This window comes from Mesorhizobium sp. M0243 (genome assembly GCF_040321775.1).
Lineage (GTDB): Bacteria > Pseudomonadota > Alphaproteobacteria > Rhizobiales > Rhizobiaceae > Mesorhizobium.
In genome coordinates this window covers 92,815-119,513 of record NZ_JAMYSF010000010.1, presented here as the reverse complement: position 1 = coordinate 119,513, position 26,699 = coordinate 92,815, and the positions used below count along the sequence as shown (strand labels likewise).

Below are 26,699 nucleotides of genomic sequence, written 5' to 3'. Positions count from 1 at the left end.
TGGCATACAAGCACCGCGGGAGTGCAAAACCGGCGCGATAGTTTCAGATCCTGCCAGCCGAATTGAGGGAACCACTCAAGCCAGCTCGAACCGCTCGATGGCGCGCATGATGCCACGCAGCTCGGCGAGGCCTTTCAGCCGGCCGATCAGCGAATAGCCGGGATTGATCCTGGTCTTGCCGATATCGTCGGCGAGCAGATGGCCATGGTCGGGCCGCATCGGAATACGCCAGTCGGCACGGCCCTCCCGGCGGCGGCGCGCCTCTTCCTGCATCAGAGCCAGGATCACATGCGCCATGTCCGTGCCGCCCTCGAGATGCTCGGCCTCGTGGAACGAGCCGTCATCCTCGATGGTGATGTTGCGCAGATGGGCGAAATGGATGCGGTCGGCGAATTCCTTGACCATGGCGACGATGTCGTTGTCGGCGCGCGTGCCATAAGAGCCGGTGCAGAACGTCAGGCCGTTGGCGGGGCTGTCGACGGCGTTGAGGATGAAACGCGCATCCTCGGCGGTCGAAACGATGCGTGGCAGGCCATAGAGCGAGAAGGGCGGGTCGTCGGGATGGATACACATGCGCACCCCCTCCTCTTCGGCCACAGGAATGATCTCGCGCAGGAACCAGGCAAGGTTGTCGCGCAGCTCCCCTGGCCCGATCGCGTCGTATTCCGCCAGGGCCTCGCGAAAACTGTCCCTGTTATAACTGCGCTCGGTTGCCGGCAGGCCGGCGATCAGATTGCGCTCGATCCTGTCGATCGCCTCGCCGCTCAATTCCTTCAGCCGCGCTTCCGCCTCGGCGATGCGGGCGGGGGTATAGCCGGCCTCGGCATTGACGCGCTTCAGCACAAACAAATCGTAGGCCGCGAAATCGATCGCGTCGAAACGCAGCGCATAACCTGTCGTTGGCAGCCGATAGGCGAGATCCGTGCGCGTCCAGTCGACCACCGGCATGAAATTGTAGCAGACCGTCGCAATGCCGGCCTTGGCGAGCGCGCGGATTGAGTCGCGATAGTAGCCGGCGTAGCGCTCGCGTTCCGGCGTGCCGATCTTGAAGGAGTTGTGGACCGGAATGCTCTCGACCACCGACCATGTCAGGCCGGCGGCCTCGATGACACGCTTGCGCTCCAGAATGCTCTCGAGCGGCCAGGCGCGACCGTCGTAGATATCGTGCAAGGCGCTCACCACGCCGGTCGCACCGGCCTGCCTGACATGATCGAGCGTTACCGGATCGTTCGGTCCATACCAGCGCCAGCACTGTTCCATTGCCGCTTCCTTCTGCGAGAGAACGGCAACCTATTGTTGGACCACAATGGGTGTCAAACTAGGAACGGTTTCGGACAGCGAATGAAGGAGTTTTCCCAATGAAGGATTTCGACGGCAAGGTGGCTTTGGTGACGGGCACGACCGGGATTGGCCTCGCAACCGCCAGACGCCTCGCTGCAGGGGGTGCTGCGATCGTCGCCTGCGGCATCGACCGCGCGGCCAACGCTGCGCTGAAATGGGAACTGGAAAGCTCCGCAGCCGGGGCGCTGGTCATAGGCGCCGACGTCTCCGTGCCCGATCAGGTTCGCGACGCGGTCGCGAGTGGCGTCGAGCGGTTCGGCGGCCTCGATATCATCGTCAATTCGGCGGCGGTGCATCCGTACGGAACCGCGACCAGCACCGATTTCGAGACCTGGAACAGGGCGATGTCGGTCAATGTCGGGTCGATCTATCTGACAGCGCATTTCGGCATCCCGGAAATGGTCCGCAGGGGCGGCGGCGCCATCATCAACGTCGCTTCGGTGCAGGGCTTTGCCTGCCAGCAAAACGTCGCCGCCTATGCCACCACCAAGGGCGCCATCCACACGCTGACGCGTGCCCTGGCCCTCGACCATGCGCGCTCCGGCATCCGCGTCAATTCCGTCAGCCCGGGCTCGATCCGCACCCCGATCCTGGAGAAGGCCGCCCGCGGCGAGAACGGCACGGATGCCGATGTCGAGGCCGCCTACAAGCGCTTCGGCGAAGCGCACCCCATCGGGCGCATCGGCGAGCCGGAGGAAGTGGCTGAACTCATCGCTTTCCTGTGTTCGTCGAAGGCCGGCTTCTGCACTGGCGCGGACTACAAGATCGATGGCGGCCTGACCGCCGGCATCGGCGTGAAGTAGATCGCGAAGATTGGGGCTTGTCCGTTACCGGGACCAGCCGGCATCCGACAATTGGTTTGCCGATCTTCTTGCAGATCACTGCCCAGGCAAATCGAACACCGCACGGGCCACGCCGAACACGAAAGGGGGGCGGTGCGATCGATGAAATAATAGGCATTCTTGCCGATTGACAAAAACATCAACAGGCGACCAAGATCATATGACCATCAACGATATTGGTCCCGAGGTTGCCCCTCGGCATTGGCGTAAAGGAGAGCCAGATGCCCCTTCAGCAGAGAGTGACCCATCGTCCGAAACAACGTTCCGCCGCTCCCATCCTTGCCACCGCACTGCTAGGCCTCGGCCTGATCACAGTGCCCGGCATCGGCCACGCCGAAGGGATCACGCTCAAGATCTTCGGCGGCTCGGCGCTCGACGAACTCGCGCCGCGCCAACCGCCGGACGAGCAGAAGAAAATCCAGCAGCAGGTTATCGACGGCTTCCTCAAGGCCAACCCCGACGTCGCCGCGGTCGAGTGGGATGCCCAGGGGCCGCAAACCGATTCCATCCAGCGCGTGATGACCGCAAAACTTGCAAACCAGGAAATGGATCTGATCGCCTGCCCGGCCTTCTACACCAATGGCGCCTATGTCAGGCGAAAACTGGTGATGCCGATTACCGACAAGATCAAGCCGTTCCAGGACAGGATCGACGCCGCCGCACTTGGCGCCTTCACGGTCAACGGCCAAGTCTACGGCGTGCCGATCTCGACGCTGTCGACATCGACGATCTTCTACAATGTCGATCTCTTTCAGAAGCTCGCCATTCCTGTCCCGCCAACCTATGACGACCTGAAGGCAGCCGTGCCGAAGTTCAAGACCGCGGGCGTGATCCCTCTGCTGCATCAGGGCTCTAACACCGTGATGTGGCCGATGTGGTACTTCGAGACCTTTTCGCAGGCCTCGGGCGACCCGGTCGGCAAGACGCAGAAGAACCTCGAGGGCACGGCGAAATTCACCGACGCGCCCGATGTCGAGGGGTTCAAGCTGATCAAGCAATGGGTCGATGATGGCATCCTTTCCAAGGATTCGCTTTCCGTCGACCAGGACGGCATGCGTGCGGCCTTCGCCGCCGGCAAGAGCGCCATGTATTATGGCGGCACCTGGGAAATCCCGTCGCTGCAGTCGAGCGTCAAGGACTTCAAATGGGGCGTCTTCGCCTTTCCGAAAATGGACGGAACGCCGGGCGCGCCTGGCCATGGCGGCGGTGCCGACAACGGCATGTGCGTCGCCTCCTCGATCCCGCCCGAGAAGCTCGATGCCGCGGTCAAGTTCATCGAATATTTGACAAGGCCCGAGGTCGCGACGCTCTACCTCGCGCCGGAACAGCCGATCGCGGCCTCGATCAAGGGCGTGCCGCAGGTCGACGATGCCTATGCCGTCGAACTGCGCAAGCAAGCCTTCCCGAACACGATCAAGTTCCTCGACTGGATCTGGCCCTCGGAGGTCGCGAGCGCCACGTCTTCGGCAATCGCCGGCATCGTCGGTGGCACGACCACGCCCGAAGATGCCGCCGCATCGATCCAGGCCATTTTCGACGACCTCAAGGCCCAGGGCAGTTGGCCGCCCAAATGAGGCCCTGAAGTAGCGCCTGCAAGCGAGCGCACATCCGGTCGGGCTGATGCGCCAGGCAAGAAAAACAGAGGCTGCCTGCTTCGGGCAGCCTCGCCCATCGGAGAGAACACATGACGACACATCGCGCCGAACGGCAGCGCTTCTCGATCGGTTATCATCTGAACAGCTGGGACCTGACCGGCCTTCCGCTACGGCCAGCCATCAAGTTCCTGGCAGACCAGGGCTTCGGCTGGTTCGAGATCCTCGCCTTCACCAGCCTGTCGGACCAATACGCCCGCAAATACATGCAGCTCGGCAACCAGGCGCCGATGGGGGTGACCACCGACACCGACATCTTGCGGCGCTATGCGCTGCTGTCGGAAGGCCAGAGCGAGTATGGCATCAAGCTCTCCTCCTTCTACGTCAATGCGATCTTCACCAACCCCGTCGCCTGGCCCTATGAACGGGATGTGCTCGTCGCGCTGACCAGGATGTTGAAGGGGTTCGGCTCACCGGTGCTGGTTCTCGGCGGCGGTCCATCGGAAGCCGCTGCCGGGGCGCACACGGCCGACGACTACCGCGCCTTTTGCCGGGCGCTCGAGGATATCGGCAGGCGGACAAAGGACCTTGGCATCGAGACGGTCTATCACCCGCACCTCGACACCTTCATCGAGCGCCGCGACCAGCTCGATCGCATGATGGATGAACTGGATACCGATCTGGCCGGCCTGTGCATCGATCCGGCGCATCTTGCGCATACCAATTCCGATCCGGTCGACGCGGTAAAGACCTACATTTCGGCCGTGCGCTACATGCATTTCAAGGACACCAGGGTCGATCCGGCGCTGAAGGGCTATGACCGCTATGGCGCCTTTTGCGAGCTCGGCGCCGGGGTCGTCGATCTCGCCGGCATCGTCGACGTCCTGCTGGATGCAAACTACGATGGGCTCGCCATCATCGAGCTGGATGCGTCCAGGAAAACGGCAGAGCAAAGCACGCTCGAGAGCATCGCCTATGTCAGGGACACGCTCGGGCTGGTGCTGACCCCGCAAGGCGCGAAGGCCGCGTGAGCACGCGACCGCAAAAGGCGGCTCCTGTTTCGAGCCGATCCGGCACCTGGCGTTTCGATGCCGGGGACGGGGCTACGGCCTTCGTCATGATCCTGCCCGCCGCGATCCTCTTCGGTCTTTTCTACCTCTGGCCGTTCGTCAACGGCTTCTGGCTCAGCCTGCACAATTGGGACGGGTTTTCCGACCCGACCTGGGCAGGCTTTTCCAACTACATGCGCCTGGCGCATGATCGCATCTTCCTCGGTGCGCTGCGCAATAATCTGATTTTCGTCGTTGCCGTCGTCGTCCTGAAGAACGTGCTCGGCCTCGGGCTGGCGCTGCTTCTGAACCGGGCGCTGCTCGGCCGCGCCTTCTTTCGCGCCGCCGCCTTCATCCCGGTGACGATGTCCTTCGTCGCCGTCGGCCTGCTCTGGTCTGGATCTACAATCCCGTCTTCGGCCTGCTCAACAGCGGGCTCGATCTCATTGGCCTCGCCGGGCTGAAACGATCATGGCTCGGCGACGCCGACATCGCGCTCTACTCGATCATCGTCGTCGATGTCTGGAAATGGCTCGGCTTCCATGCCGTCATCTATCTGGCCGGGCTGCAGACGATCCCCTCGGAGCTTTATGAATCGGCGAAGATGGACGGCGCCGGCCCCTTGCAGCGCTTCCGGCACGTCACCGTTCCGATGATGATGCCGATCATCTTCATCAACACCATCCTCGGCCTTTCCGGCGCCTTCGTGCGCAACTTCGACATCGTCTATGTCCTGACCAAGGGTGGTCCGAACCACGCCACCGAAGTGGTGCTCACCTACATGATGAGCAAGGCCTTCCAGGACGGCGCCATGAGCTACGCCGCGGCGATCGGCTATGTGCTGTTCATGATCGTCGGGCTGGCCAGCGTCGGCCTGCTGGCCCTGATGCGGCGGCAAAGGCTCGACGTCTGATGAGAGCAGCCGCCAACCCTCCGCTTCCCCTGGATGATGGCGCCGCCGGCTCTCGCCGTCGCGGGCTCATGCAGCGCCTCGGCATGCGCGGCATCCTCGAACTTGGCGGCATCTATGCCGCGCTCATTCTCGTGCTCTTCGAGACCCTTTATCCGCTGCTTTGGGTGCTGTTCGGTTCGCTCAAGACCAAACAGGAAATGCTCAGCAATGTCTGGGGTCCGCCATCGAGCCTGGTGCTGCAGAACTATGCCGATGCCTGGCGGATCGCCGGCATGGGATCGCGCATCGTCAACAGCATCTTCGTCACCGGCTCGGCATTGATCATCCTGGTGGCCGTCGCGACGCCGTGCGCCTATGCGGTGGCGCGTCTTCGTTTCCCCGGACGCGGTCTTGTGGTCGCAGTCGCAGTTGCGGCCATGCTGGTGCCGCCGCAGGTGATGGCCATTCCGCTGTTCCTGGTGGCGCGCGATCTCGGCCTGATAAACAGCCGGCTCGGCATTGCCTTCATCTATGCCGCGACGTCGCTGCCGCTTTCGGTCTTCATCCTGCGCAGCTTCTTCATCACATTGCCGGCCGACCTCGAAGATGCCGCTCGCATCGATGGCGCCAGCCGGCTCGAGATCCTGATCCACATCATGCTGCCCCTGGTGCGGCCGGGCGTGGCGCTGATCCTCATCTTCGGCTTCATCGAGATCTGGAACGATTTCTTCCTGGCCTTCCTGCTGTTGCGCGACCCTTTAGTGCAGACCATTCCGCTTGGACTGGTCAGCTTCTTCCAGCAATACGACTCGCTCTGGACGCTCTATTTCGCCGCGTTGACGATCACGACACTGCCGGTGATCGTCGTCTTTGTCGCCATGCAACGGCAGTTCATCGCCGGCCTGACAGCCGGCGCCGTGAAGGGTTGACATGCAGGATCGCGTCATTGGCGTTGGCGTCATCGGCTGCGGCGAGATCGCCCAGTTGATGCACTTGCCTTATCTCATGGAATTGCCGGCGTTTCGCATCGCCGCCTTGTGCGACATCTCTCCCGGCACGGTCGACAAGGTGGCGGAACATTATGGCGTCACTGCCAGATATACCGACCATCGCGCGCTGCTTGCCGACCCGAATGTCGATGCGGTCGTGATCTGCACCTACGATCATGGCGAGATGGTCGCCGATGCAATCCGAGCCGGCAAGCACCTGATCGTCGAGAAGCCGCTTGCCTTCACGCCGCAGGAGGCGCGCCCGCTGGTCGAGCAGGCCGAGCGGAGCGGCCTCGTCGCCCTTGTCGGCTACATGAAATTCTATGATCCCGGCTATGAGATCGGGCTGGAGCGCATCGCCGCCATCGGCCGGCCGAAGTCGATCCATGTCCACGATTTCGCGGGCCGCTTCGACCGTTATGGCCAACTCTACACGCAGACCAGGGTCACCGACGTGCCGGCCGATGTGTTAGCGGCGGGACGCGAAACGGTCGCTCGGCGCATCGAGGCGGCGCTCGGTGTGGACCATGCCGGCTATCGCGATCTCTATCTTGTACTGCTCAGCCTCGCCAGCCACGACCTTGCCGTCATGCGCGGCGCTTTCGGCACGCCGGACCGCGTCGTGCATGCACAGCAGACCGGTCCCAACCAGCTGCTGGCCGTGCTCGATTATGGCGGCGTCCCTTGCCTCTTCGACATGGCACTTGCCCAGTATGAATGGTGGGACGAGTGGATCCACGTGCATGGTGAGCGCGACGAGGTGCGGATCGAATTCCAGAACCCCTATTTCCGCAATGCCTCGGCGACCGTCCGGCTGCGCGAAACCACAGGCGAAGCTGCATCCGAACGCGCTCTGCCTGGCGTTCCGGATACGTCGTTCCGCCGCGAATGGCTGCATTTCGCCGATTGCGTCCATGGCGGCGCGAAGCCGCGCACGCCGCTTTCGGGCGGGCTCGCCGATCTCGATCTTGCCGTTCGGATCATCCAGGCAATGCCGCCGAAAAGACTTTAGCGAAATTTCGGAAACGCGCCGCCAGCCGGCGCGTTGGCCCAGCTCTGCAAGGTCTGGCCGCCGTCGATCAGCCAATCCACGCCTGTGACGTGCTTCGCCTCGTCGGAGGCCAGGAAAGCCACGGCGGCCGCGACATCGTCCGGCTGGCCAATGCGGCGCAACGGAATGCGGTCGGCGAAATGCTGGACGCTGCTCTTGAATTCGCCGTCGCCGGAAACCGGCACGCCAAGCGTCGTCTCGATCACGCCGGGGCAGATGGCGTTGACGCGTATGCCGTAAGGCGCGGCATCGAGCGCCGCGACCCGCGTCAGGCCGACCACCCCGTGTTTGGAAGCGACATAGCCGGCACCCCCCGAAAGGACGTCCCAACCGGCCATGGACGAGCCCATGTTGACGATCGAGCCACCGGTCCCGGCCTTGATCATCGCCCGAAGCGAAGCCTGCAGCACGAGGAAGATGCCGCGCAGATTGATGCGGATGGTCGTATCCCAGTCCTCGACCGGCAGGTCGTGAACGGGAGCGACGACGCCGGAAATGCCGGCATTGTTGAACACCACGTCGAGGCCGCCGAACGTCTCGACGGTCGTTGCGACGGCGCGCCGCACATCCGCTTCATCGGTGACGTCGGCTTGGATCGCCAGGATGTCCTCGCCGAGAGAGCGGGCCAGTTGCCGCGCCGCCGCGCCATCGCGGTCGACAATCGCGACCCGCGCGCCTTCATCACGGAAGCGCCGCACCGCGGCGCTGCCGATCGCCCCCGCGCCACCGGTGACGAGAACATTCTGTTTGTCGAACCGTTTCATTGTCCAGCCTCCGGCTTCGGATAGGAACGCCACGAATGGCTTGGCTCGAAGCCGATCGTTTCGCGCGCATGGATCGTATCAAGCACGGCGCCGAAGCCGGTGATCGGCCGCGACAGCGCGACATCAGGGTAGACCCGGCGCAAAAGCGCTTCGGTTTCTTCTTCCATGAACGTATCGGCAGCGCTAAGGAGGACGCGCAGATGGCCGTCGCCTTGCCATTCAAGCGCCCGCAGGAAGCCCTGCCCGGCGTCGCGCGCATCGAGATAGGCCCACAGGTCGCGGGCACTGTCGGCGGTGGCGCGGCGCGGCCCGACGCCCTCGAAAAAAGAACCCGGCGTCTGGATCCACGGCATGCGGACACTGACCGCCGAGAAGGCACCGCGGCGCACCGCCGCGTCGACGATTTCCTCTCCCAGCCATTTCGACAGGCCGTACGGATCCTGCGCGCCGACCGGGTGGTTCAGGTCGACCGGCAGATAGGGCGGCCGCACAGGTTTCTCGAAAAAGGGATAGCCGAAAACGCTGAAGGACGAGGCATAGACGAAGCGCCTGGCGCCAGCCATGGCAGCTGCCTCGACCACATTGTAGGCGGTCGCGATGTTGGTCGTGAACACCTCGCCGCCGGCCCGGCCGGTCGGCCGCGGAATGGCCGCGACATGCACAACGGCATCGCAATCGCGCACCAGCTGCAGCGTCGATCCCAGATCGGTCAAATCGGCGGTTGCGTGGCGCCATGCGACCTCACCCGGCACCACGGCATCGACACCAAGCACATCGTGGCCGGCCGCAACCAGAGCCTCGGCCACATGGCGGCCAAGCAGGCCACTGGCTCCGGTGACGATGGTTTTCATATCTCGGCCTCGGTTCCGCAATTCAGCGGCTTGAATATCATTGATGGTCATACAAATCGGGCACATCCCTGACAAGCGTTGTCAAGGCCATTTCGCGATGGACAAATAGCGCATACGCTTGTCGGAGCGCGGTGCGCAAGGCCGACCAGCACGCTTTGCGTCGAACGGGATTGACTTGGCATCCATCAAGGTTTTTTGTATGAGCATCAACGATCGGTCAAAGGAGCTCGCCATGTCCGTGGACAGTTTTTCCTCACATCGGCACGATGACGCGGTGCGCCTCGATCCACGCCGTGCAGCCGTTATCGTCATCGACATGGTCAATGAGTTCTGCAAGCCCGGCGGGGCCATGGTCCTGCCTGGGTACGAGACGCTGGTCGGGCCGCAAGTGGCCGTGATCGAGGCCGCGCGCGCCGCCGGCGTGCCGGTGATCTGGGTCCATGACAGCCACCGGCCGGGCATGCGACGCGAGCGCGAATGGCTGAAGCGCACGCCGCATTGCCTGGACGGAAGCTGGGGGCCGGAGATCATCGAGGATCTCGGCGCCCGCGATGATGAGATCCATGTGATCAAGCGACGCTACTCGGCCTTCTTCCAAACCGACCTCGACCTGACGCTGAAAGACATGCAGATCGATCAGTTGATCATCTTCGGCGTGGTCACCAATATCTGTGTGCGCTCGACCGTCCACGATGCCTTTTTCGAGGGTTATGAGGTGGTGGTGCCAAGCGATTGCTGCGCGGCGACGGGACCGCGTGAGCAGGAAAGCTCGCTCTACGACATAGCGACCCATTTCGGCGTGGTCAGCGATTCGGCCGATGTCGCCGCAGCCCTCCGCGACGGGAGGTCGCTTCAACCAGCGGAGGTCGCGGCTTGAGCTTTTTTCAAACCGGCGACATCCAAGACAGCGGCGATAGGAGTCCGGTGTGACGACTGAAAAGAAACCGCAATCCGAAAAAGGCGCGACGCCGAAAACGCCGAGCGGCGATGCACCCCCGAGCCGCGAGCAAGTGCTGCAACAATACGCCGAGACCGGCTATGAATTGGACCGCCACCCGGCGCACGTCATCCGCCGGGCGCATCAGCGCGCGACGTTGCGCTTCCAGCAGGTGATGGCCGGCGAAGACCTTTCGCCAACGCAATTCGCGGCGCTCGCCACGATCCTCAAGCATGGCGAAGTCTCGCAGAACCATCTCGGCCGGCTGACGGCGATGGACCCGTCGACCATCAGCATCGTCATGCGCAAACTGCTCAAACACGGGCTGATCACGCGCAGCGCCTCCGAAACCGACCAACGCCTGACGATGATCGCGCTGACCGGCAAAGGGACCGACTATACGCTGGAGCGGCTCGAACGCAGCGTCGAGGTCGGGCGGCGGTTCCTGTCGCCGCTCTCACCGGCTGAGCAGGCGACGCTGCTTCGCCTGCTCCAGCGCATCAACGACGACGACCCATCGAATGGCGACGGCGGCAAATAAGCCGCGTCCAGTCCTTTTTTCCATAACAGCAAAAGTGAGAACCGATGTCGTCCGACTCCCAGTCGTCTGCCAACACGCTCGTCGTCCGCAATATCGGTCTCATGCTGAGTGGCGATCTCGCACAACCGATCATCGACGCCGACACCATCGTCGTGAGCGATGGACGCATCACCAGCATTGGCAAGGCAGGCGACATTGATGGCGGCAGCGCGGCGACGATCATCGATGCGATGGGCTGTGCGGTCTCGCCGGGTCTTATCGATAACCACGCCCATCCGGTGGCCGGCGACTGGACGCCTCGGCAGAACCAGATCGGCTGGATGGATTCGACTGTGCATGGCGGCGTCACCACCATGATCTCGGCGGGTGAAGTCCACACGCCGGGCCGACCGCGCGACCTTGTCGGGCTGAAGGCGCTGGCGATCGCTGCCCAACGCACCTTCTCCAACTTCCGTCCGAACGGCATGAAGATCCTGGCCGGGGCACCGATCCTGGAACCCGGCCTTACCGAGGAAGACTTCCGCAGTCTCGCCGAGGCCGGCGTGACGCTTGTCGGCGAGGTCGGACTTGGCGGCGTCAAGGACGGGCCGACCGGCCGGCAGATGATCGCCTGGGCGCGCAAATACGGCATGACCTCGATGACCCACACGGGCGGTCCATCCCTGCCCGGCTCCGGCCGCATCGGCGCGGATGTCGTGCTGGAGGTCGACGCCGACATCGTCGCCCACGTCAATGGCGGGCCAACCGCCCTGCCCGACGCGGAAATACGGCAGATCTGCGAGAAGGGCTCGAGGGCGCTTGAAATCGTCCATAACGGCAATTTGCGCACCGGACTGTTCGTGCTCGACCTGGCAAGGCAGCGCGGCGAACTTTCGCGCGTCATCCTCGGCACCGACAGCCCGGCCGGATCCGGCGTGCAGCCGCTCGGCATCCTGCGAACCCTGACCATGCTGGCTTCGCTGGGTGGTATCGCGCCGGAAGTGGCGTTCTGTCTTGCCAGCGGCAACACGGCGCGTGTGCGCGGACTGGATGATCGCGGCATCATCGAGGCCGGTCGCGCCGCCGACCTGATCTTCATGGATCAAGCGATCGGCGGTGCCGGCGACGGGCTGCTCGACAGCGTGGCGCTGGGCAATCTTCCAGGCATTGGAATGGTCGTCATCGACGGCGTGGTGCGGACCGGCCGGAGCAGAAATACGCCTCCGGCGATGCGGGTGCCGGAAGTCCTGGCGGCCTGACGGTCAGCCGACGCCGTCAATCCCGACAATCTTGTCCTTGGTCAGCCCGCCGACGCGCGGGTGCGGCCTGCCGGAATCGGTGACGGCGATAGCGACGACGATCTCGTCGGCCCGCGGTGCGTCGGGAACACGAACCTCCATGCCGTCGAAATGGCTGCGCACCCGCGCCGCATCCTTGTGACCGAGCGGAATATCGAGCGGCACGCCGAGGCCGCCGCGCTTCTTCGATGAAGGAATGAGCGCGGCCCCCTTGCCGAGCACATCGCGGAACGGGGCACCGAGCTTTGGATGAAGGATGGCGGCGGCATGTTCGAGCTCACCGTCGGCGCCGACGGCGGCGGCCTTGCCGAAGCTCTCGACCCGGTCGCCGGCAATGCCCAGAGCAGCGACGGCGCGCTTGGGCAAGATATCTCCCAATGCTTCGCCTATGGCGCTCAGTGCCGACAGGTCCTCGACGTAGGTACCCGCATAGGGGTTGCGGATCACCGCGATGGCCGCGGCACGCCGCGTCGGCGGATCGACGGGCCGCCCGCCTTCGATCCGGGTTTCCTCGACGATGGTGATGATACGGCGGATTTCCGGGTTCATCGCAATCCGTCCTCGCCCTTGATGTCGGGGGCGGAATGGCCGCCGACCCGTGCATGAACGCGTGCGCCGGTGGTCATCGCCAGGATGACGGCCATTTCGTCGCCGCGCGGCGCATCGGCAATGCCGATCTCGATCGCATCGAAATGGCTGCGCACATAGGAGGCGTTTATGTGCGTGATCGGGATATCGATGCGCGTTCCGGGGCCGCCGACCTTCTTGGTCGAAGGCACGATCGCCTTGGCATTGCCGAGCAGTTCACGCATCGCATAGCCGCCCGGATTGTGCCAGAGCGCGCCGTGTTCAAGCTCGCCGGCGGCGCCGACTATGGCACCCTTGCCATAGCCTTCGATGGCCTGGCCGCCTTCACCAATGGCGTCGATCAGGCGCCGAGCCATATCGAGACCGAGCGGCTTCAGGTCTTCCATGAAGCCAGTGATCTCTTCGACATAACGTCCGGCAAAAGGGTTGGCGATGACCGCGACGACCGCGCCCCGCTTGAGCGGGCGTGCCGCGTGGGGTCCGCCCTCATGGAATATCTCTTCGACCTGAACCAGAAATTTCCTGACCACCACAGCCGGCATCGTTCGCTTCCTTCATCCCGTCGTTCATAAAAACTCATTAGAGTATCAACAATTATGCCCATGGACATTTGTCAAGCGCAGACGTCGAGCAAGTGGGCGAAGGGCCAAGAAAACTGCATCGGATGACGATTGACAGCCTGTTAAGCCGCTCCTAAACTCATATGACCATCAACGAACTCGCCGTTGTCCCGGCGGACACGTGGGGATGGTCAAAGCGTGGCTTCAAAAGCTGAAAAAAGCTGAAGGGGAATGACATGAAAAGGGCGCTCAAGAGTTTATTTCTGGCCGGCACGATGCTTGCCATTTCGTTCGGACCGGCCGCGGCACAGGCCAAGGTTTCCGTGGCCGCCATCTCGGGATATTTTGCACAGGGTTTTGGCGTTTCGATCGTCAACGGCCTCAACAAGGCCAAGACCGATTTCGGCATCGACCTCAAGCTGGTCGACACCGGCAATCGCGCGCTCGACTACCAGCAGCAGTTCGAGAATCTTGCCAAGGGCAAACAGTACGACCTCATCTTCGTGATGGGCTGGGAGCTGGTGGACTCGCTGCAAAAGGTCAGCGCCGAATATCCTGACCAGCGCTTCGTATTCATCGATGGCGTCCTCGACAACCCCAAGATGATCTATGCCAATTTCGCCGAGGAGCAGGGATCCTTCGTCGCCGGCGCGCTTGCCGGCATGATCGAAGCCAAGGGCACCGCCTTCGACAAGATCGGCGACGGCAAGGCGATCGGCTTTGTCGGCGGCCGAGATATCCCGGTGATCCGCAACTTCCTGGGCGGCTACGAGCAAGGCGCCAAATATGCCGCGCCCGACGTCAAGGTAAACTCCGTCTTCGCCGGAACCTTCGACGATCCCGCCAAGGGAAGCGAACTTGCCCAGGCGCTTTACGGCCAAGGCTCCGACATTGTCTACAACGTCGCCGGCCCGACGGGTGAAGGCGTGATGCAGGCAAGTGCCGCGGTCGACAAATATTCGATCGGCGTCGACATCGACATGTGCGGCTCGGCTCCCGGAAATGTGCTCGCCAGCATGCTGAAGCGCGGCGACATCGCCGTCTACACGCTGATCAAGGACGAGGTCGAGGGCCGCAAGATCACCGCCGGCACCCGCACTTTCGACCTCGCCTCGGGCGGTGTCGAGGTCAAGGTCTGCGATGACATCGCCGCCAAGATCCCGGCAGAGATGACCGCCAAGCTCGATGAGATCAAAAAGGGCATCGTCGACGGCAAGATCGTGATCGCCAAGGCAAAATAAGCCAACAACAGCGCCTCCCTCCCAAGAAAGCGCTACACTGATCCGCCGCGGCTTGCCGCGGCGGATCAGTGTCCAATCTGCGAGAGCCACGTTGTCGAACACGCCGGGGTCGCCGACCCTCCACAGCAATGCCGCGATGGCCGTCGAGTTGACTGGCATCACCAAGCGTTTTGGCGCATTCGTCGCCAATGACGGCATCGACCTTGCGGTCCGCCGCGGCGAGATCCACGCCATCATCGGCGAGAATGGTGCCGGCAAGACGACGCTGATGAACATCCTGTTCGGCCTCTTGCAGCCGGACGAAGGCTCGATCCGGCTGAACGGTGAAGAGATCGTGATCGCCGACCCGTCCGTGGCGATAAAGGCCGGCCTCGGCATGGTTCACCAGCATTTCAAGCTGGTTCCCTCGCTCTCGGTTGCCGACAACGTCTTTCTCGGTATGGAAATCCGTCGCCATGGGCTGATCGACCACGCCGCACAAATTGCGCGCACGCGCGACCTGTCGAAGCGCTTCGGCCTGCAGGTCGATCCGACCGAGCGCGTCGGGCTGCTCTCGGTCGGCATAGAGCAACGCATCGAAATCCTGAAGGTCCTGGTGCGCGGCGCGCGCACCATCATCCTCGACGAACCGACCGCCGTGCTGACGCCGCAGGAAAGCCGTGAACTGTTCCAGACACTGCGCAGCTTCGTGGCCGAAGGCATGACGGTGATCTTCATTTCGCATCACCTGGAAGAGGTGATGGAAGTGTCCGACACGGTGACGGTGCTGCGCAATGGCAGGAAGGTGGCGACCCGGCCGACGGCCGAGCTCAGCAAGGACGAGTTGGTGCACATGATGGTCGGCCGCGAGGTCAGCTTCGACCGCCGGGCGCGTGCGTCGCTGCACGGCGACGTGGTGCTCGAAGTCAAGGACCTGTGGGCGCGCGACGATCGCCTGCTGCCGGCCCTTCGCGATGCCAGTTTCACGGTCCGCTCCGGCGAGGTGGTGGGGATCGCGGGTGTGGCCGGCAATGGGCAGACAGAGCTGGCGGAAGTGCTTTCGGGCCTGCGACCGGCAAGCCATGGCGGGGCGTGGCTGAAGGGCCGGAATCTCACCGCTCTCTCCCCCGCCGCGATCCGCCAGGCAGGCCTCGCCCATGTTCCAGGCGACCGCATGGTGCGCGGGGTCGATCGCAACGCTTCGATAGCGGCCAACACCCTGATGGGCCGCCAGCATCGCGCACCATGGAGCCGCGGCGGCATGCTCAACTGGAATGCCATAAATCAAAACGCCGAAACGCTGATCAAGAGCTTCGATATTCGCGCGCGCGCAGCCGGCGATGCGGTCAAGCGGCTTTCGGGCGGAAACATCCAGAAGGTCGTTCTGGCACGCGAATTCACCAACGGCGCCGATTTCCTGCTGATCGATCAGCCGACGCGCGGCGTCGACATCGGCGCCCAGGAGGCCATTCATGATGAGATCATGCGCCAGCGGGCCGCCGGCCGCGCGATCCTGCTGATTTCCGTGCAGCTCGACGAACTGGCCGCCCTTGCCGACCGCATCCTGGTGATGTTCAACGGGCGGATCATGGGCGAGGTCGCCGGCGACGATGCCGACGAGGAGCGCATCGGCATGATGATGGCAGGCGTGGCCGCGCCGGAATTCGCCGCGGAGACCGCATCATGAAAGACCATTTGCGTGCCGTTTCCGGCCAGGTCATCGCCATCGGCGTGGCGCTGCTGATGGGCGCGATCATCATCCTCATGGTCGGCGAAAGCCCGTTGCGTGTGTTCATGACGCTGTTGCGCGGCGCCTTCGGCGATCAGGAGAAGATCGCCGGGACCTTGCTGCAGACGACGCCGATCCTGATCTGCGGTGTCGCCGCCTGCATCGGCCTGCGCGGCGGCATGTTCAACGTCGGCATCGAGGGCCAGCTGTTCCTCGGCGGCTTCGCTGCCGCCTGGGTCGGCTTTGCCATGCCCCTGCCCGCGGGCATTCACACGCTGGCCGCGCTGGCGCTCGCGGTCGTGGCAGGCGCGGCCTGGGTCGCCATCCCCGCCTACTTCCGCGCCCGCTACAACACCAACGAGGTCGTCTCGACGATCCTGTCGAACTACGTGGCGGTGCTGCTCACGTCCTACTTCACCATTTTCCTGTTCAAGCGGCCGGGCGGCTGGTCGGAGACGCCGCCGATCCTGGCGACTTCCTATCTGCCGGAGATCTTCACCTTTTCGCGGTTGAACTGGGGCCTGGTCATTGGCCTGGTGCTGGCGGTCGGCGCAGCCCTTGTCTTCCGCTACACCAAATGGGGTTACAGCGTCACGATGGTCGGTTCGGCGCCGAAATTCGCCGAATATGGCGGCGTCAACGTGAAACGGCAGGGTTTCCTGGTCCTGCTGCTTTCGGGGGCCGTCGGCGGGCTGGCCGGCGGCGTCGAGACGCTCGGCGTCCATCACCGCTTCATGGAAGGATTTGCCCCCGGTTTCGGCTTCGACGGGCTGATCGCCGCCCTGCTTGCCAATGGCTCGCCTGTCGCCACCATCTTCACCGCACTGTTCTTCGGCGCCCTGCGCAACGGATCGCTGCTGCTCGAGGTCGATACCAGCGCGTCGCGCGAGATCATCACCGTGATCCAGGCGCTGATCATCCTCAGCGTGTCGGCCCAGGTGCTGGTGAGAAAGCGTGGCGACAGCCAGGCAGGGGAGCGGCGATGGAAATTCTAGACAAGCTCATCAACGTCGCGCTGATCGCTGCGACGCTTCGCACCACTGCGCCCATCCTTCTGGTCGCGCTTGGCGGCTCGTTCACCACCAAGGCCGGCATCTTTAACATCGGCCTCGAGGGGCAGATGCTGGTCGGCGCCTTCTTCGCCGTCCTTGGTTCGATCTGGACCGGTTCCGCGCTGGCGGGGGTCGCCTGCGGCGTCGTGGCGGCGCTCGTCTTCGCCCTGGTTTTTGCCGTCCTGGTGGTGAGCTTCAAGGCCAATGAAGTGGTCGTCGGGCTGGCGCTCAACATCCTGGCCGGCGGCATGACGATCTCGCTGATGAAAGCGATCTTCGGCACGCGCGGCTCGATCGTCGGACACGGCATCGTCGGCCTGCCGAAAGTCCAGCTGCCCGGTGCCCGCGACCTTCTCGGCTCATGGGCGCCGCTGATCTCCGGCTTCACGCCGCTCGTCTATGTCGCCTTCATCGCCGTGCCGCTGCTGGTCGTCTGCTACAACCGGACGCGGCTCGGCCTCTATATCCGCGTCGTCGGCGAAAAGCCGGAAGCCGCCGAGGCGCTCGGCATCTCGATCACCCGCGTCCGCTACATCGCGTCCCTGCTGTGCGGATTGCTGGCCGGCCTCGCCGGCGCTCATCTGTCACTCGGCTACATCACCATGTTCACCGAAAACATGTCGTCGGGCCGTGGTTTCATGGCGGTGGCGATCCTGATCTTTTCCAACGGCGATCCGCTGAAGGTTCTGGCCGGCTGCCTGCTGTTCGGCTTCGCCGATGCTTTTTCGTTGCGCCTGCAAACGTTCGGCTACCCGTCCTACCTGGTTCTCACCGTCCCCTACGTCGTCGCGCTGATCGCATTGTTCGCGCTGTCCTACCGGGCGCGTCCAAGGGTTATCGCCGAGACGCTGGAATCGATGCGGAAGCTGCTGTCGGTAGACAAGAACACCGAACCCGGCCGCAAAAATCCCCAGTGAAGGAAGCCTTTATGGAACGCATAATCCTCGACGTGGATTCGGCCGGCGACGATATTCTCGCCGTGCTGTTTGCAGCGGTCAATCCCAAGCTGCGGCTCGAGGGCGTGACCACCGTGACCGGTGCCGCCGGCCCGATCGAACAGGTCACCAACGTCGTCCTCAACACGCTGACGCTCGCCGGGCGTGACGACATCCCGGTTCACGCCGGCGCGTGGCGGCCGATCGTCGGCAACGCCAAGGCCGACATGGAGGCGCCGGTGCATTTCGAAAAACGGCTCGTTGCCCGTTTCGGCGATCGCCTGAAGAAGTTCAACCCGCCGGCGCCGACGCCGGTGCGGCAGGCCACGTCGGGACATGCGGTCGATTTCATCATCGGCACGGTCATGGCCAATCCGGGCGAGATCACGCTGGTGACGACCGGCCCGCTGACCAACGCGGCGATGGCGCTGTTGCAGGAGCCGGGACTGACCGGTGCACTCAAGCGGATGATCGTGCTCGGCGGCAATTTCCAGACACCGGGCAACATCACACCCCTGTCGGAGTACAACATCTGGGCCGATCCGGAGGCTTCGCGCATCGTGCTCAACGCCGATGTCGAGAAGATCCTCGTGCCGCTCGACATCTGCGAGGACAACCGCGTCGCCGATTCGATGCTGACGCGCGACGACATCGCCGACATGCAGGCCGTGGCAAGGGACAATCCCGTCCTTGAGATGATCGCCGACAGCTTCCCGATCTACATCGACATCTGGCGCGAATTCTTCGACCTCGTCGGGTTCCCGATGGACGACGTGATCACCGTGGCGCTGGCTTTCGATCCGGGCCTGGCGACGATGACCGAGCCGCTGTTCGCCGATGTCGTGCTCGACGGCAGGCTGGCGCGCGGCCAGACCGTCGCCTATCGCGGCCGGCAATTGCTGCCCGGCGGCGGGCCCAAGACCACCCGCATCTGTACCGGCCTCGACGGCCGGCGTTTCCTCGACGGCTTCAAGAAAACCATAGCGCGCTACGAGCGGGCGGCGTGAAAGACGACATGATGACCAAGCCAACCCCTATCCTGTTCGACTGCGATCCCGGCCACGACGACGCCATCGCGCTGGTCATGGCGCATCGCTCGCCGGCCATCGAGCTACTCGGCGTCACCACGACCTGCGGCAATGCGGAAGTCGAGAAGACGACCGCCAATGCCTTGCGCATCCTGGAGTATATCGGCGCCGGCGACGTGCCTGTCGCGCAGGGCTGTCACCGTCCGCTGGCGCGCCCGCTGGTGCTCGGCACCGCCGATGGCCCAAGCGGGCTCGAGGGCTCGCCCTACCTGCCGCAGGCGACGATCAAGCCGGTTGACCAGCACGCCGTCGATTTCCTGGCCGACAGACTGCGCGCCGCGCCCGTACCGATCCTGGTCGTTGCGACCGGCCCGCTCAGCAACATCGGCCTGATGATCCTCAAGCATCGAGACGTGCTGCCCAAGATCAAGGAGCTGATCTGGATGGGCGGCGTGTTCTACCGCAAGAGCGAGATCATCACGCCGACCGAGTTCAATGCGTTCTGCGACCCCGAAGCGCTGAAGATCGTTCTGGACAGCGGCGTGCCGATCCTGATGGTCGGCCTCGACGTCACCATGCAGGTGCTGATCGAGGCGCCGCAATATGCCGAACTCGCCACCATCGACACGCCGCTCGGCCGGCTCGTCAACGACTGGCTGCTGTTCTACGAGAAGCTGCACCGCAACTCGATGGGCGTCGGCGGCGCCATGCACGATCCGCTTGCGCTGGCGCTGGCCATCGACCCGACATTGGTGCGCACGCGCCCTGCCCATATCGGCGTCGATCTGTCCGGCACCTACGCCTTCGGCGCGACCATCGCCGATTACTGGGGCGAGCGCGGCGAGAAGGACAATGCCCGCATCGCCCATGGGGTCGACGCGGACCGCTTCTTCAAGCTGATGTTCGATTTGCTGCGGGACTGAACGGAGCGCCGCAGCGCCGGCAGCGTTTCACGATAGGAATCTTTTCTTGACTTCCTGCCCTCAGCTATGGTACATTTTTGTCTATGGTGCAGATTTGCGCCAATGACCCGCCGCACAGGCGGGTTTTTCGTTTGATGCTCCGTCAAATCTCCCTGACAAATTCAGCCGCGTGAGATGTCAGGGTCAGTTGAGCTGGTTGAGAATTCCAGAACTGCTCGCCAGTACCAAACTCCTGTAGATCAGGAACGCCAGCGTACAGATCGCGGCCAGCGCGATCGGCACGCCGAATGGCACCACTCCCTTGCGATCCAGATGCTGCACGACAAGCCGAAAAGCGCCCGCGGGCAGCATGAACGGGTTTTTCACGATCACCGCGGTTGCCAGGGCGAAAACCAGAAGCAGCACTGAAAACACCGCGAGATCGCTGCCGCCGATCAGGAATGGCACGACTGCCAGCAGCTTGACATCGCCGGCGCCGATCTTGCGCAAGGCCCAGAAGGGGAAGAGCGCGACGAACAGCAGAAGTCCGGCGAGAGCGCTCAGCCCCATGTCCCACCACGAGCCGGACTGGAGCGACAGCAACAGCAGGCCCCCGGCGCCCAGGCAGAGCAGCAGCAGCACGTCGCGATTGGAAATCTTCTGGGTGGTGAAATCGAGCCAGCCAATCCTTGCCAGCAGAGGGATGGCGAGCACCTTCAGCAGCAGCGCCTCGACCAGCAGCATGCTAGCGCTCGACGTTCTGCACGCTTGACGACAAAAGCTTCAGATTGTTGGCGACGGTCGGGTCGTTGGGCGCCAGTTCGTAAGCCTTGAGGAAGTTCGAGCGCGCATCCTGCAGCTTGCCGCGCAGCAGGTAGGAATAGCCGACATTGTTGTAATATTCGGGCGTCGCGCCGACCAGCTTGAACGCCCTGGCATAGGCCTTGTCGGACAGGTCGAAGCGGTGGATCCGGTCGGTGCAGGCGGCCAGCCCCATCCAGGCGTTACCATCATTGGGCGCCAGTTGCGTCGCCTTGAAGAACAGCGCGCCGGCATTGCCGTAATTCTCGGCACGGAACTGGTTCTTGGCTTCGGCGACAGCCTGGTCCGAGGCATAGTATTCGACATCGCTGACCGTCTTCAGCCCGTCGAAAGCATCGCCAAAAGACGTCAGGTCGCCTTTCGACGGTTCGTTGGTGCGAACGACACCGTCGGTTACGTCCGCCGTCTGGCAGCCGGCAAGCACCGCCATGAGCAGACAGGCCGCGGCCGCGATAACCCTCTTCATAAATTGTGTCCCCTGGCCCCCCGACTCACATTAGGATAAAATCATATAGCAAACTAGAAGAAAATGCCTTTCATCCGGATGATGACCGGCAACATTATCACCATCATAACGACTGGGAAGATGCAGAGGCCCAACGGAATCATCATCTTCACCGGGAGTGCATTGGCGCGCTCCTCGGCACTCAGAATTCTCTGACTGCGCATTTCGGCGCTATAAACACGCAGGGCATCGGTAAGGCTGGTGCCGAGTTCTTCCGATTGCCGGAACAGCACCGCCAGTGCCCTCGCCTCCTCAAGACCGATGCGATCGGCGAGTTCCCGTAGTGCCTCCCGCAACGGCTTGCCGGCACGCAGTTGCAAATTCATGATCGACAGCTGTATTCCCAGCCATTTGTGGGTGGCAGCCATTTCATGACTGACACGTTCGACCGCCGCCTCCAGGCTCATACCGGCATCGGCGCAAGTGATCATCATGTCCATGAAGTCGGGAAAGGCACGGCGATAGATTCGTTTCTGACCGTTCTCGAAGCGATCGAGCATGATGCTCGGAATCACCATGCAGGCCAGGCCAAACAGAGCAGATCCAGCAAAGGTTATGAAACCTGGCAGTTGTGGCGGAAGTATCCGAGACAAAAGCGCATAGATGGCCAAAAACCCCAGGCAGACCGCGACCAGACGGGACAGAGTATAAAGCAGTGGCGCGCTTGATTTATAAAAGCCGGCGCGAAAGAGCTTCGCTTCCAAAGCATTTGGCTCATCGCGTTCCTTCTCGATCGACTTGAAATATGCGTCGACCGGCCGCTGCGCCGCAACCTTGGCAAGCACGTCTTGTCCAAGCATGGACCGGCGGTCTGTAATTCCCTCCCCTATCAAGCTCTGCGCGACAAGCTTTCGTGTTTGCAGAGCCGGCAAGAAGACAAGCGCACCGAACAGGAAAAAGGACGCCGCCGCCGCAAATACGACGATAGACACCAAGAAACCAATATCCTGAATATATGGAGACAAGTTATTCTTCGCTCCTGTCAGAAATCGAAATTCACCATCCGATACATGATAAAATCTCCTAGCAGAGCCAACATCCCGAATAATGTGAAGATTGGGAATATTAGTTCGTCGTGCCACACGCCCCCATAATAAGATGGGGAAATTATTTGGAGGACCGCGAACATAACGAGGGGGAACAGTGATATGACCCAGGCCGACACGCGCCCCTCGGCGGAAAGCGCCCGGATTTTCATTCGAAGCTTCTGCCTTTCGCGGAGTACAGAAGACAGGTTGGACAAAATTTCGGTCAAATTACCGCCGGTCTTGGCCTGGATCGACAGCGACACCGATAGCAGTTGAAGGCCCTCGAAGCCGACACGCTGCGAAAGCTTTCGCACGGCCTGCTCGATGCTGAGACCGAAGGTGATCTCATCGGAGACGATGCCGAACTCGGTGCCGAGCGGATCCGGCATTTCGCGCGCGACCAGACCGATGGCGACCGAAGCGGGGTGTCCGGCGCGCAGCGAACGAACGATCATGTCGAGCGCATCCGGCAGTTGTTTGGCAAACTTCTGAATTCGTTTGTTGCGGGCACGCCGGAGGACGAGAAGCGGCAAGACGAGCCCGACGACCAGAAAGACAATGAGCGATGCCAAGGTGGAGACATTGAAAAGGAACGCCAGCAGCAACGCCATCGCCAGCCCCGCAAACAGGAACGTTGCGGCGAAGGTCAGGGGATTTCCGGTAATGCCGGATTGGGTATAGAGCCTGTTCAGCCAGACCATGCCGAAAAGAAAATCGCCGGAGTCCGTGAGGCCACGCTCCCGCAGCAATCCCTGTAACGTTTGTTCGGCCGGAACCTCGCCGGCGAGCCGCCTCAGGCGGCGATTGACTGCCATGGACCGGGAGCGGCGGCCGGCAAAGGAAAGATAAAGGGCTTCGCCGGCGAGAATGAGTGAAGCCGCCGCAAGCATATAGATGAAGTAGAGCAGAGCTTGACCGGTCGGCATCAGAGGGCAACCTGCGGGTTGAAGGCGTCCTTGGCGAAATGATGACCAAGCGTCGCGGCCTCCGGAGCGAAGCGCGGACGGACACCGGTTGCGCGAAAATCTCCGATGACCTTGCCCTCGGCTGTAACCTCACGGCGGACGAAATGATAGATTTCCTGGAGCTGCACGACATTGCCCTCCATGCCGGTCAGTTCCGATATGGAGGTGACACGCCGGCCGCCGTCCGAAAGACGCTGTGTCTGCACGATGATGTCGATGGCCGACGCGATCTGCGCGCGGATTGAATCATGCGTCATCGGCATGCCGGCCATGCCCACCATCTGCTCCAGCCGCGAGATCGCATCGCGCGGCGTGTTGGCATGGATGGTGGTCATCGAGCCTTCATGGCCGGTGTTCATCGCCTGCAGCATGTCGAAGGCTTCCTCGCCGCGCACCTCGCCGACGATGATGCGGTCCGGCCGCATGCGCAGCGCGTTCTTGAGCAACTCGCGCTGGCGCACCTCACCCCGACCCTCGACATTGGGCGGACGCGTCTCCAGGCGCCCGACATGCGGCTGCTGCAATTGCAGTTCGGCCGCATCCTCGATGGTGATCAGGCGCTCCTTCGAGGGGATGTAACTCGACAATGCATTGAGCAAGGTGGTCTTGCCGCTGCCGGTGCCGCCTGAAACCAGGATCGATTTGCGCGCCTGCACGGCGATCCGCAACAATTCGATCATCGGCGGGCGGATCGAATTGAACGCCATCAAACGCTCGAGTGAATATGGATTTTTCGAGAATTTGCGGATCGACACCAGGGGACCGTCGACCGAGACCGGCCGCACCGCGATGTTGACGCGCGATCCATCTTCCAGGCGGGCATCGACCATAGGCGACGATTCATCGACACGCCTGCCGATGGCCGAAACGATCTTGTTGATGACGCGCAACAGATGCGCCTCGTCGCGAAACCGGATCGGCGTTTCTTCGACAATACCACGCCGCTCTATGAAAACGCGCTTGTGGGTGTTGATCAGGATGTCGGTAATCGAATCGTCCTTGAGCAGGGGCTCGATCGGCCCAAGTCCCAGCATCTCGTCGGCAGTGTCGCTGGTCAGCAGATCGAGTTCGCGGGCATTGAGCGGCACCGCACGAGCACGAACGAACTCGCGCACGATGGGGCGGATCTCGTTCAGGATCTCATCCTTGGAGGCATTTTCAAGAGCGGTCAGATTGAAGCGATCAATCAAATGGCGATGAAGCTCGACTTTGAGCGTCAGGAAATCGTCACCATACGATTCGATTTCGGGGGCCGGAGATAGTGCTGGAACAACAGTCAGCGCTGCTGTCGGCTCGGCTCTTGCCTCGACCTTCGGATCGCCTGGTCCCTTGATGAACCGCCCCAGCATAGTCGCTTATACTCCCCTCGGCTGCGTATTAGCGGAAACTAAACGTTAACCAACGACGACACAAGCGCCTGGATGCCCTCCGTACGGTCATTACTTCAGACATAGTTAAGAGCAAGAGCTGGCAATCCCTTGTTTATTTGATGCGGGTCGGCGCTGGGGGCTTCCCCATTTGCCACGAGTTTCGGTTCACCCGGTCCTTGTCGGGAAAGCCCGGCAAGAACTGCCCCCTAACCCCTTAGATATAAAGGAATATGCGTTATGACTAATACTTCCCTAATTCCGCCACATCCGCGGCCAAATTGTGAACGAATGGTTAAGGGAGATTGAAAATTCAAACGAATCAATCCCTTGCCGAGATTCTGCTTTGCAATCTTCTTGCCGAATCAGGTACATGAAAGTTAAGGAACCCTTAATGTCGTTTGACTCTGCGTTTTCTCGGGACCTAGGATCGAGATGACGGGGGATGCTTGGGTATGGATTTCATCTCTTGCTCTGTCTCGTCGGGTTCAAACTCCAAGGGAGAAATTGACATGAACAAGCTCATGACGATGACCCGGCAGTTCCGCGACGATGAAAACGGCGCTGCCATGGTCGAATATTCCATCCTGATCGGAATCATCGCGGTCGCCGCGATTGGTTTCATCATCGGCATTGGCGGGTGGGTAACGGGCCGCTTCACCGGTCTTTGCGCAGCGATGCAAGCCAGCGGCGTCGGCGCCTGCGCTACTGGTGCCGGCAGCTGATCGATAATCCCCAGGCCCGGAATTGACCTTCCGGGCCTGGATTCAAATCGCTGCGGGCGAATTCCCGCGTCTGCTGGGGCTTGGGGTTCATGCGTGCCAACACACTGATCATGATCGTGCTCGCCGGCGTGTTCGGCGTTCTCGCGGTCGTACTTGTCAACATATGGCTCGCTGGTCAGCGAAGCGCCATTGCGCAAACGGGCATCGTCCAAGGCAGCACGGTTGTCGTTGCGGCGATGCCGCTGAAGTTCGGCGATGCGCTTAGCGCAGACAAATTGCGCGAAGTCGCATGGCCTGCTGGTGCGGTTCCGGCCGGGGCGTTCAAGACAACGAAAGACCTGTTAGCAGGTGACGGTGCCAAGCAGGCACTGCAAGCGATCGGCGTCAATGAGCCGATTCTTGCTACCAAGATTACTGGCCCCGGCCAACGCGCCACACTTTCGGCAGTGCTTGGCGAAGGCATGAAGGCCGTTTCCATCCGCGTCAATGACGTGCTCGGCGTTGCCGGCTTCGTTTTCCCGGGCGATCGAGTCGATATTCTACTCACCCGCACGGCGCGCGGCGATGATGGCACGGACAAGAGTTTCGTCGACGTGCTGCTGCAGAGCATGAAGGTGCTGGCCATCGACCAGGTGGCCGACGAAAGCAAGGACAGCCCGACGGTAGTTAAGTCCGTGACGCTGGAGGCCAGCACCAGGGACGCGCAGAAGCTGACACTGGCGGCAGGGGCCGGCCAGTTGTCGCTGGCGCTTCGCCAGGCCGCGGCCAGCAAGGGCGAGACGACGGAACGCGTGACGCTTTCCGACCTGACCGGCGAGACGCCGGCCGATGTCGTCGCCAGGCAGGCGGAGCTCGACAGGAAGGCAGCGGCGGAAGCCGCGGCTGCAGCCGAGCGCAAGCGCGCCGAAGACAAGATCGCCGGGTTGACCCAGGCTGTGGAGAAAGTGGGAAGCCGCCTCGATGAGTTGGGCAAGGTAAAACCGGCGCCGGCTGTGGCAGCTGAGCCGCAGGTGAAAGAAGTTGTCAAGGAAGTGGTCAAATATGTGCAGCCGGAACCACCGGCGCGGGCGACAGTCGGTGTCTTTCGGGGTATAAAGCTTGAAACATATGATGTGCCGCGACAAAAATAACACCGGCATATCAGATA

General features: G+C 62.4%; 28 protein-coding genes. 18 read left to right on the top strand and 10 right to left on the bottom strand.

All coding sequences use genetic code 11. The annotated features are described in order from the left end of the window. Nucleotides 1–75: 75 nt before the first annotated feature. Complete coding sequence (uxuA, locus tag NKJ11_RS15930) at nucleotides 76–1,260, bottom strand: mannonate dehydratase (protein WP_352793740.1); 1,185 nt, start codon at nucleotides 1,258–1,260, stop codon at nucleotides 76–78. Nucleotides 1,261–1,358: 98 nt separating this feature from the next. On the opposite strand from uxuA, the gene NKJ11_RS15925 reads away from it, so the two are divergent. The 7 genes from NKJ11_RS15925 to NKJ11_RS15895 all read left to right on the top strand — a co-directional run bounded on the left by NKJ11_RS15925 (nucleotide 1,359) and on the right by NKJ11_RS15895 (nucleotide 7,717). Then, complete coding sequence (locus NKJ11_RS15925; protein WP_352793738.1) at nucleotides 1,359–2,144, top strand: SDR family NAD(P)-dependent oxidoreductase; 786 nt, start codon at nucleotides 1,359–1,361, stop codon at nucleotides 2,142–2,144. A 260-nt stretch (nucleotides 2,145–2,404) separates the two neighbouring features. Further along, entirely contained in the window at nucleotides 2,405–3,757 is a 1,353-nt protein-coding gene (locus tag NKJ11_RS15920) for an ABC transporter substrate-binding protein (protein ID WP_352440738.1), read from the top strand. Nucleotides 3,758–3,867: 110 nt separating this feature from the next. Beyond that, nucleotides 3,868–4,806, top strand: a complete 939-nt coding sequence (locus NKJ11_RS15915) for a sugar phosphate isomerase/epimerase family protein (RefSeq protein WP_352440739.1) — start codon at nucleotides 3,868–3,870, stop codon at nucleotides 4,804–4,806. Next, a complete protein-coding gene (locus NKJ11_RS15910) occupies nucleotides 4,803–5,288 on the top strand; it encodes a carbohydrate ABC transporter permease (RefSeq protein ID WP_352793737.1) in 486 nt (161 codons plus the stop codon). Before NKJ11_RS15915 ends, NKJ11_RS15910 begins: the two co-directional genes overlap by 4 nt. Further along, on the top strand, nucleotides 5,216–5,737 hold the full coding sequence (locus NKJ11_RS15905; RefSeq protein ID WP_352793769.1) for a carbohydrate ABC transporter permease: 522 nt from the start codon (nucleotides 5,216–5,218) through the stop codon (nucleotides 5,735–5,737). Before NKJ11_RS15910 ends, NKJ11_RS15905 begins: the two co-directional genes overlap by 73 nt. Further along, nucleotides 5,737–6,645, top strand: a complete 909-nt coding sequence (locus tag NKJ11_RS15900) for a carbohydrate ABC transporter permease (protein ID WP_352440741.1) — start codon at nucleotides 5,737–5,739, stop codon at nucleotides 6,643–6,645. The genes NKJ11_RS15905 and NKJ11_RS15900 overlap by 1 nt, the downstream gene beginning before the upstream one ends. Before the next feature lies 1 nt (nucleotide 6,646). Further along, entirely contained in the window at nucleotides 6,647–7,717 is a 1,071-nt protein-coding gene (locus tag NKJ11_RS15895; RefSeq protein ID WP_352440742.1) for a Gfo/Idh/MocA family oxidoreductase, read from the top strand. On the opposite strand, the gene NKJ11_RS15890 is transcribed toward NKJ11_RS15895, so the two are convergent. Together NKJ11_RS15890 and NKJ11_RS15885 are read right to left on the bottom strand one after the other, a co-directional pair. After that, on the bottom strand, nucleotides 7,714–8,520 hold the full coding sequence (locus NKJ11_RS15890) for an SDR family NAD(P)-dependent oxidoreductase (RefSeq protein WP_352628333.1): 807 nt from the start codon (nucleotides 8,518–8,520) through the stop codon (nucleotides 7,714–7,716). The two genes, NKJ11_RS15895 and NKJ11_RS15890, sit on opposite strands and share 4 nt — an antisense overlap. Then, nucleotides 8,517–9,371 carry an NAD-dependent epimerase/dehydratase family protein gene (locus NKJ11_RS15885; RefSeq protein ID WP_352793735.1) on the bottom strand — a complete coding sequence of 285 codons (855 nt, stop codon included), beginning with the start codon at nucleotides 9,369–9,371 and terminating at the stop codon, nucleotides 8,517–8,519. Before NKJ11_RS15885 ends, NKJ11_RS15890 begins: the two co-directional genes overlap by 4 nt. 232 nt (nucleotides 9,372–9,603) lie before the next feature. Between NKJ11_RS15885 and NKJ11_RS15880 the strand changes: the two genes are divergently transcribed. The 3 genes from NKJ11_RS15880 to NKJ11_RS15870 are packed head-to-tail and all read left to right on the top strand — an operon-like array spanning nucleotide 9,604 to nucleotide 12,087. Beyond that, on the top strand, nucleotides 9,604–10,248 hold the full coding sequence (locus NKJ11_RS15880) for a cysteine hydrolase family protein (RefSeq protein ID WP_352793733.1): 645 nt from the start codon (nucleotides 9,604–9,606) through the stop codon (nucleotides 10,246–10,248). Between the two features lie 49 nt (nucleotides 10,249–10,297). Next, complete coding sequence (locus NKJ11_RS15875; protein WP_023809100.1) at nucleotides 10,298–10,849, top strand: MarR family winged helix-turn-helix transcriptional regulator; 552 nt, start codon at nucleotides 10,298–10,300, stop codon at nucleotides 10,847–10,849. 44 nt (nucleotides 10,850–10,893) lie between these two features. Beyond that, nucleotides 10,894–12,087 (top strand): amidohydrolase family protein, encoded by a 1,194-nt coding sequence (locus NKJ11_RS15870; RefSeq protein ID WP_023809101.1) that lies wholly within the window; start codon nucleotides 10,894–10,896, stop codon nucleotides 12,085–12,087. A 3-nt stretch (nucleotides 12,088–12,090) separates the two neighbouring features. Here NKJ11_RS15870 and NKJ11_RS15865 read toward each other — a convergent pair whose 3' ends face one another. Together NKJ11_RS15865 and NKJ11_RS15860 are read right to left on the bottom strand one after the other, a co-directional pair. After that, nucleotides 12,091–12,675: an amino acid synthesis family protein gene (locus NKJ11_RS15865; RefSeq protein WP_023809102.1), complete on the bottom strand. Its 585-nt coding sequence runs from the start codon at nucleotides 12,673–12,675 to the stop codon at nucleotides 12,091–12,093. Next, nucleotides 12,672–13,256: an amino acid synthesis family protein gene (locus tag NKJ11_RS15860; RefSeq protein WP_352793732.1), complete on the bottom strand. Its 585-nt coding sequence runs from the start codon at nucleotides 13,254–13,256 to the stop codon at nucleotides 12,672–12,674. Before NKJ11_RS15860 ends, NKJ11_RS15865 begins: the two co-directional genes overlap by 4 nt. A 254-nt stretch (nucleotides 13,257–13,510) precedes the next feature. On the opposite strand from NKJ11_RS15860, the gene NKJ11_RS15855 reads away from it, so the two are divergent. The 6 genes from NKJ11_RS15855 (at nucleotide 13,511) to NKJ11_RS15830 (ending at nucleotide 20,161) form a co-directional block, all read left to right on the top strand. Beyond that, a complete protein-coding gene (locus NKJ11_RS15855) occupies nucleotides 13,511–14,515 on the top strand; it encodes a BMP family lipoprotein (protein WP_013530296.1) in 1,005 nt (334 codons plus the stop codon). Between the two features lie 136 nt (nucleotides 14,516–14,651). Beyond that, on the top strand, nucleotides 14,652–16,181 hold the full coding sequence (locus NKJ11_RS15850; protein WP_502905799.1) for an ABC transporter ATP-binding protein: 1,530 nt from the start codon (nucleotides 14,652–14,654) through the stop codon (nucleotides 16,179–16,181). Then, entirely contained in the window at nucleotides 16,178–17,218 is a 1,041-nt protein-coding gene (locus tag NKJ11_RS15845) for an ABC transporter permease (RefSeq protein ID WP_352793728.1), read from the top strand. The genes NKJ11_RS15850 and NKJ11_RS15845 overlap by 4 nt, the downstream gene beginning before the upstream one ends. Then, a complete protein-coding gene (locus NKJ11_RS15840; protein WP_352793726.1) occupies nucleotides 17,206–18,192 on the top strand; it encodes an ABC transporter permease in 987 nt (328 codons plus the stop codon). Before NKJ11_RS15845 ends, NKJ11_RS15840 begins: the two co-directional genes overlap by 13 nt. A gap of 11 nt (nucleotides 18,193–18,203) precedes the next feature. Further along, nucleotides 18,204–19,217 carry a nucleoside hydrolase gene (locus NKJ11_RS15835; protein WP_352793724.1) on the top strand — a complete coding sequence of 338 codons (1,014 nt, stop codon included), beginning with the start codon at nucleotides 18,204–18,206 and terminating at the stop codon, nucleotides 19,215–19,217. A gap of 8 nt (nucleotides 19,218–19,225) precedes the next feature. Then, on the top strand, nucleotides 19,226–20,161 hold the full coding sequence (locus tag NKJ11_RS15830) for a nucleoside hydrolase (protein WP_352774178.1): 936 nt from the start codon (nucleotides 19,226–19,228) through the stop codon (nucleotides 20,159–20,161). Between the two features lie 183 nt (nucleotides 20,162–20,344). On the opposite strand, the gene NKJ11_RS15825 is transcribed toward NKJ11_RS15830, so the two are convergent. Genes NKJ11_RS15825 through NKJ11_RS15805 form a run of 5 tightly spaced genes read right to left on the bottom strand, consistent with a single transcriptional unit; the run spans nucleotide 20,345 to nucleotide 24,809 of the window. After that, the gene (locus NKJ11_RS15825; protein WP_352584256.1) at nucleotides 20,345–20,884 is read right to left on the bottom strand and encodes a prepilin peptidase; all 540 of its coding nucleotides are present in this window, start codon (nucleotides 20,882–20,884) and stop codon (nucleotides 20,345–20,347) included. 1 nt (nucleotide 20,885) lies between these two features. Beyond that, nucleotides 20,886–21,428 (bottom strand): tetratricopeptide repeat protein, encoded by a 543-nt coding sequence (locus NKJ11_RS15820; RefSeq protein WP_352584254.1) that lies wholly within the window; start codon nucleotides 21,426–21,428, stop codon nucleotides 20,886–20,888. Between the two features lie 53 nt (nucleotides 21,429–21,481). After that, entirely contained in the window at nucleotides 21,482–22,399 is a 918-nt protein-coding gene (locus NKJ11_RS15815) for a type II secretion system F family protein (protein ID WP_502905798.1), read from the bottom strand. 50 nt (nucleotides 22,400–22,449) lie between these two features. Beyond that, complete coding sequence (locus tag NKJ11_RS15810; protein WP_352584250.1) at nucleotides 22,450–23,421, bottom strand: type II secretion system F family protein; 972 nt, start codon at nucleotides 23,419–23,421, stop codon at nucleotides 22,450–22,452. Then, on the bottom strand, nucleotides 23,421–24,809 hold the full coding sequence (locus NKJ11_RS15805) for a TadA family conjugal transfer-associated ATPase (protein WP_352584248.1): 1,389 nt from the start codon (nucleotides 24,807–24,809) through the stop codon (nucleotides 23,421–23,423). The genes NKJ11_RS15810 and NKJ11_RS15805 overlap by 1 nt, the downstream gene beginning before the upstream one ends. A gap of 530 nt (nucleotides 24,810–25,339) precedes the next feature. On the opposite strand from NKJ11_RS15805, the gene NKJ11_RS15800 reads away from it, so the two are divergent. Continuing rightward, nucleotides 25,340–25,552 (top strand): Flp family type IVb pilin, encoded by a 213-nt coding sequence (locus NKJ11_RS15800; RefSeq protein ID WP_352584246.1) that lies wholly within the window; start codon nucleotides 25,340–25,342, stop codon nucleotides 25,550–25,552. A gap of 89 nt (nucleotides 25,553–25,641) precedes the next feature. Further along, a complete protein-coding gene (cpaB, locus tag NKJ11_RS15795; RefSeq protein WP_352584244.1) occupies nucleotides 25,642–26,682 on the top strand; it encodes a Flp pilus assembly protein CpaB in 1,041 nt (346 codons plus the stop codon). Nucleotides 26,683–26,699 lie beyond the last annotated feature (17 nt).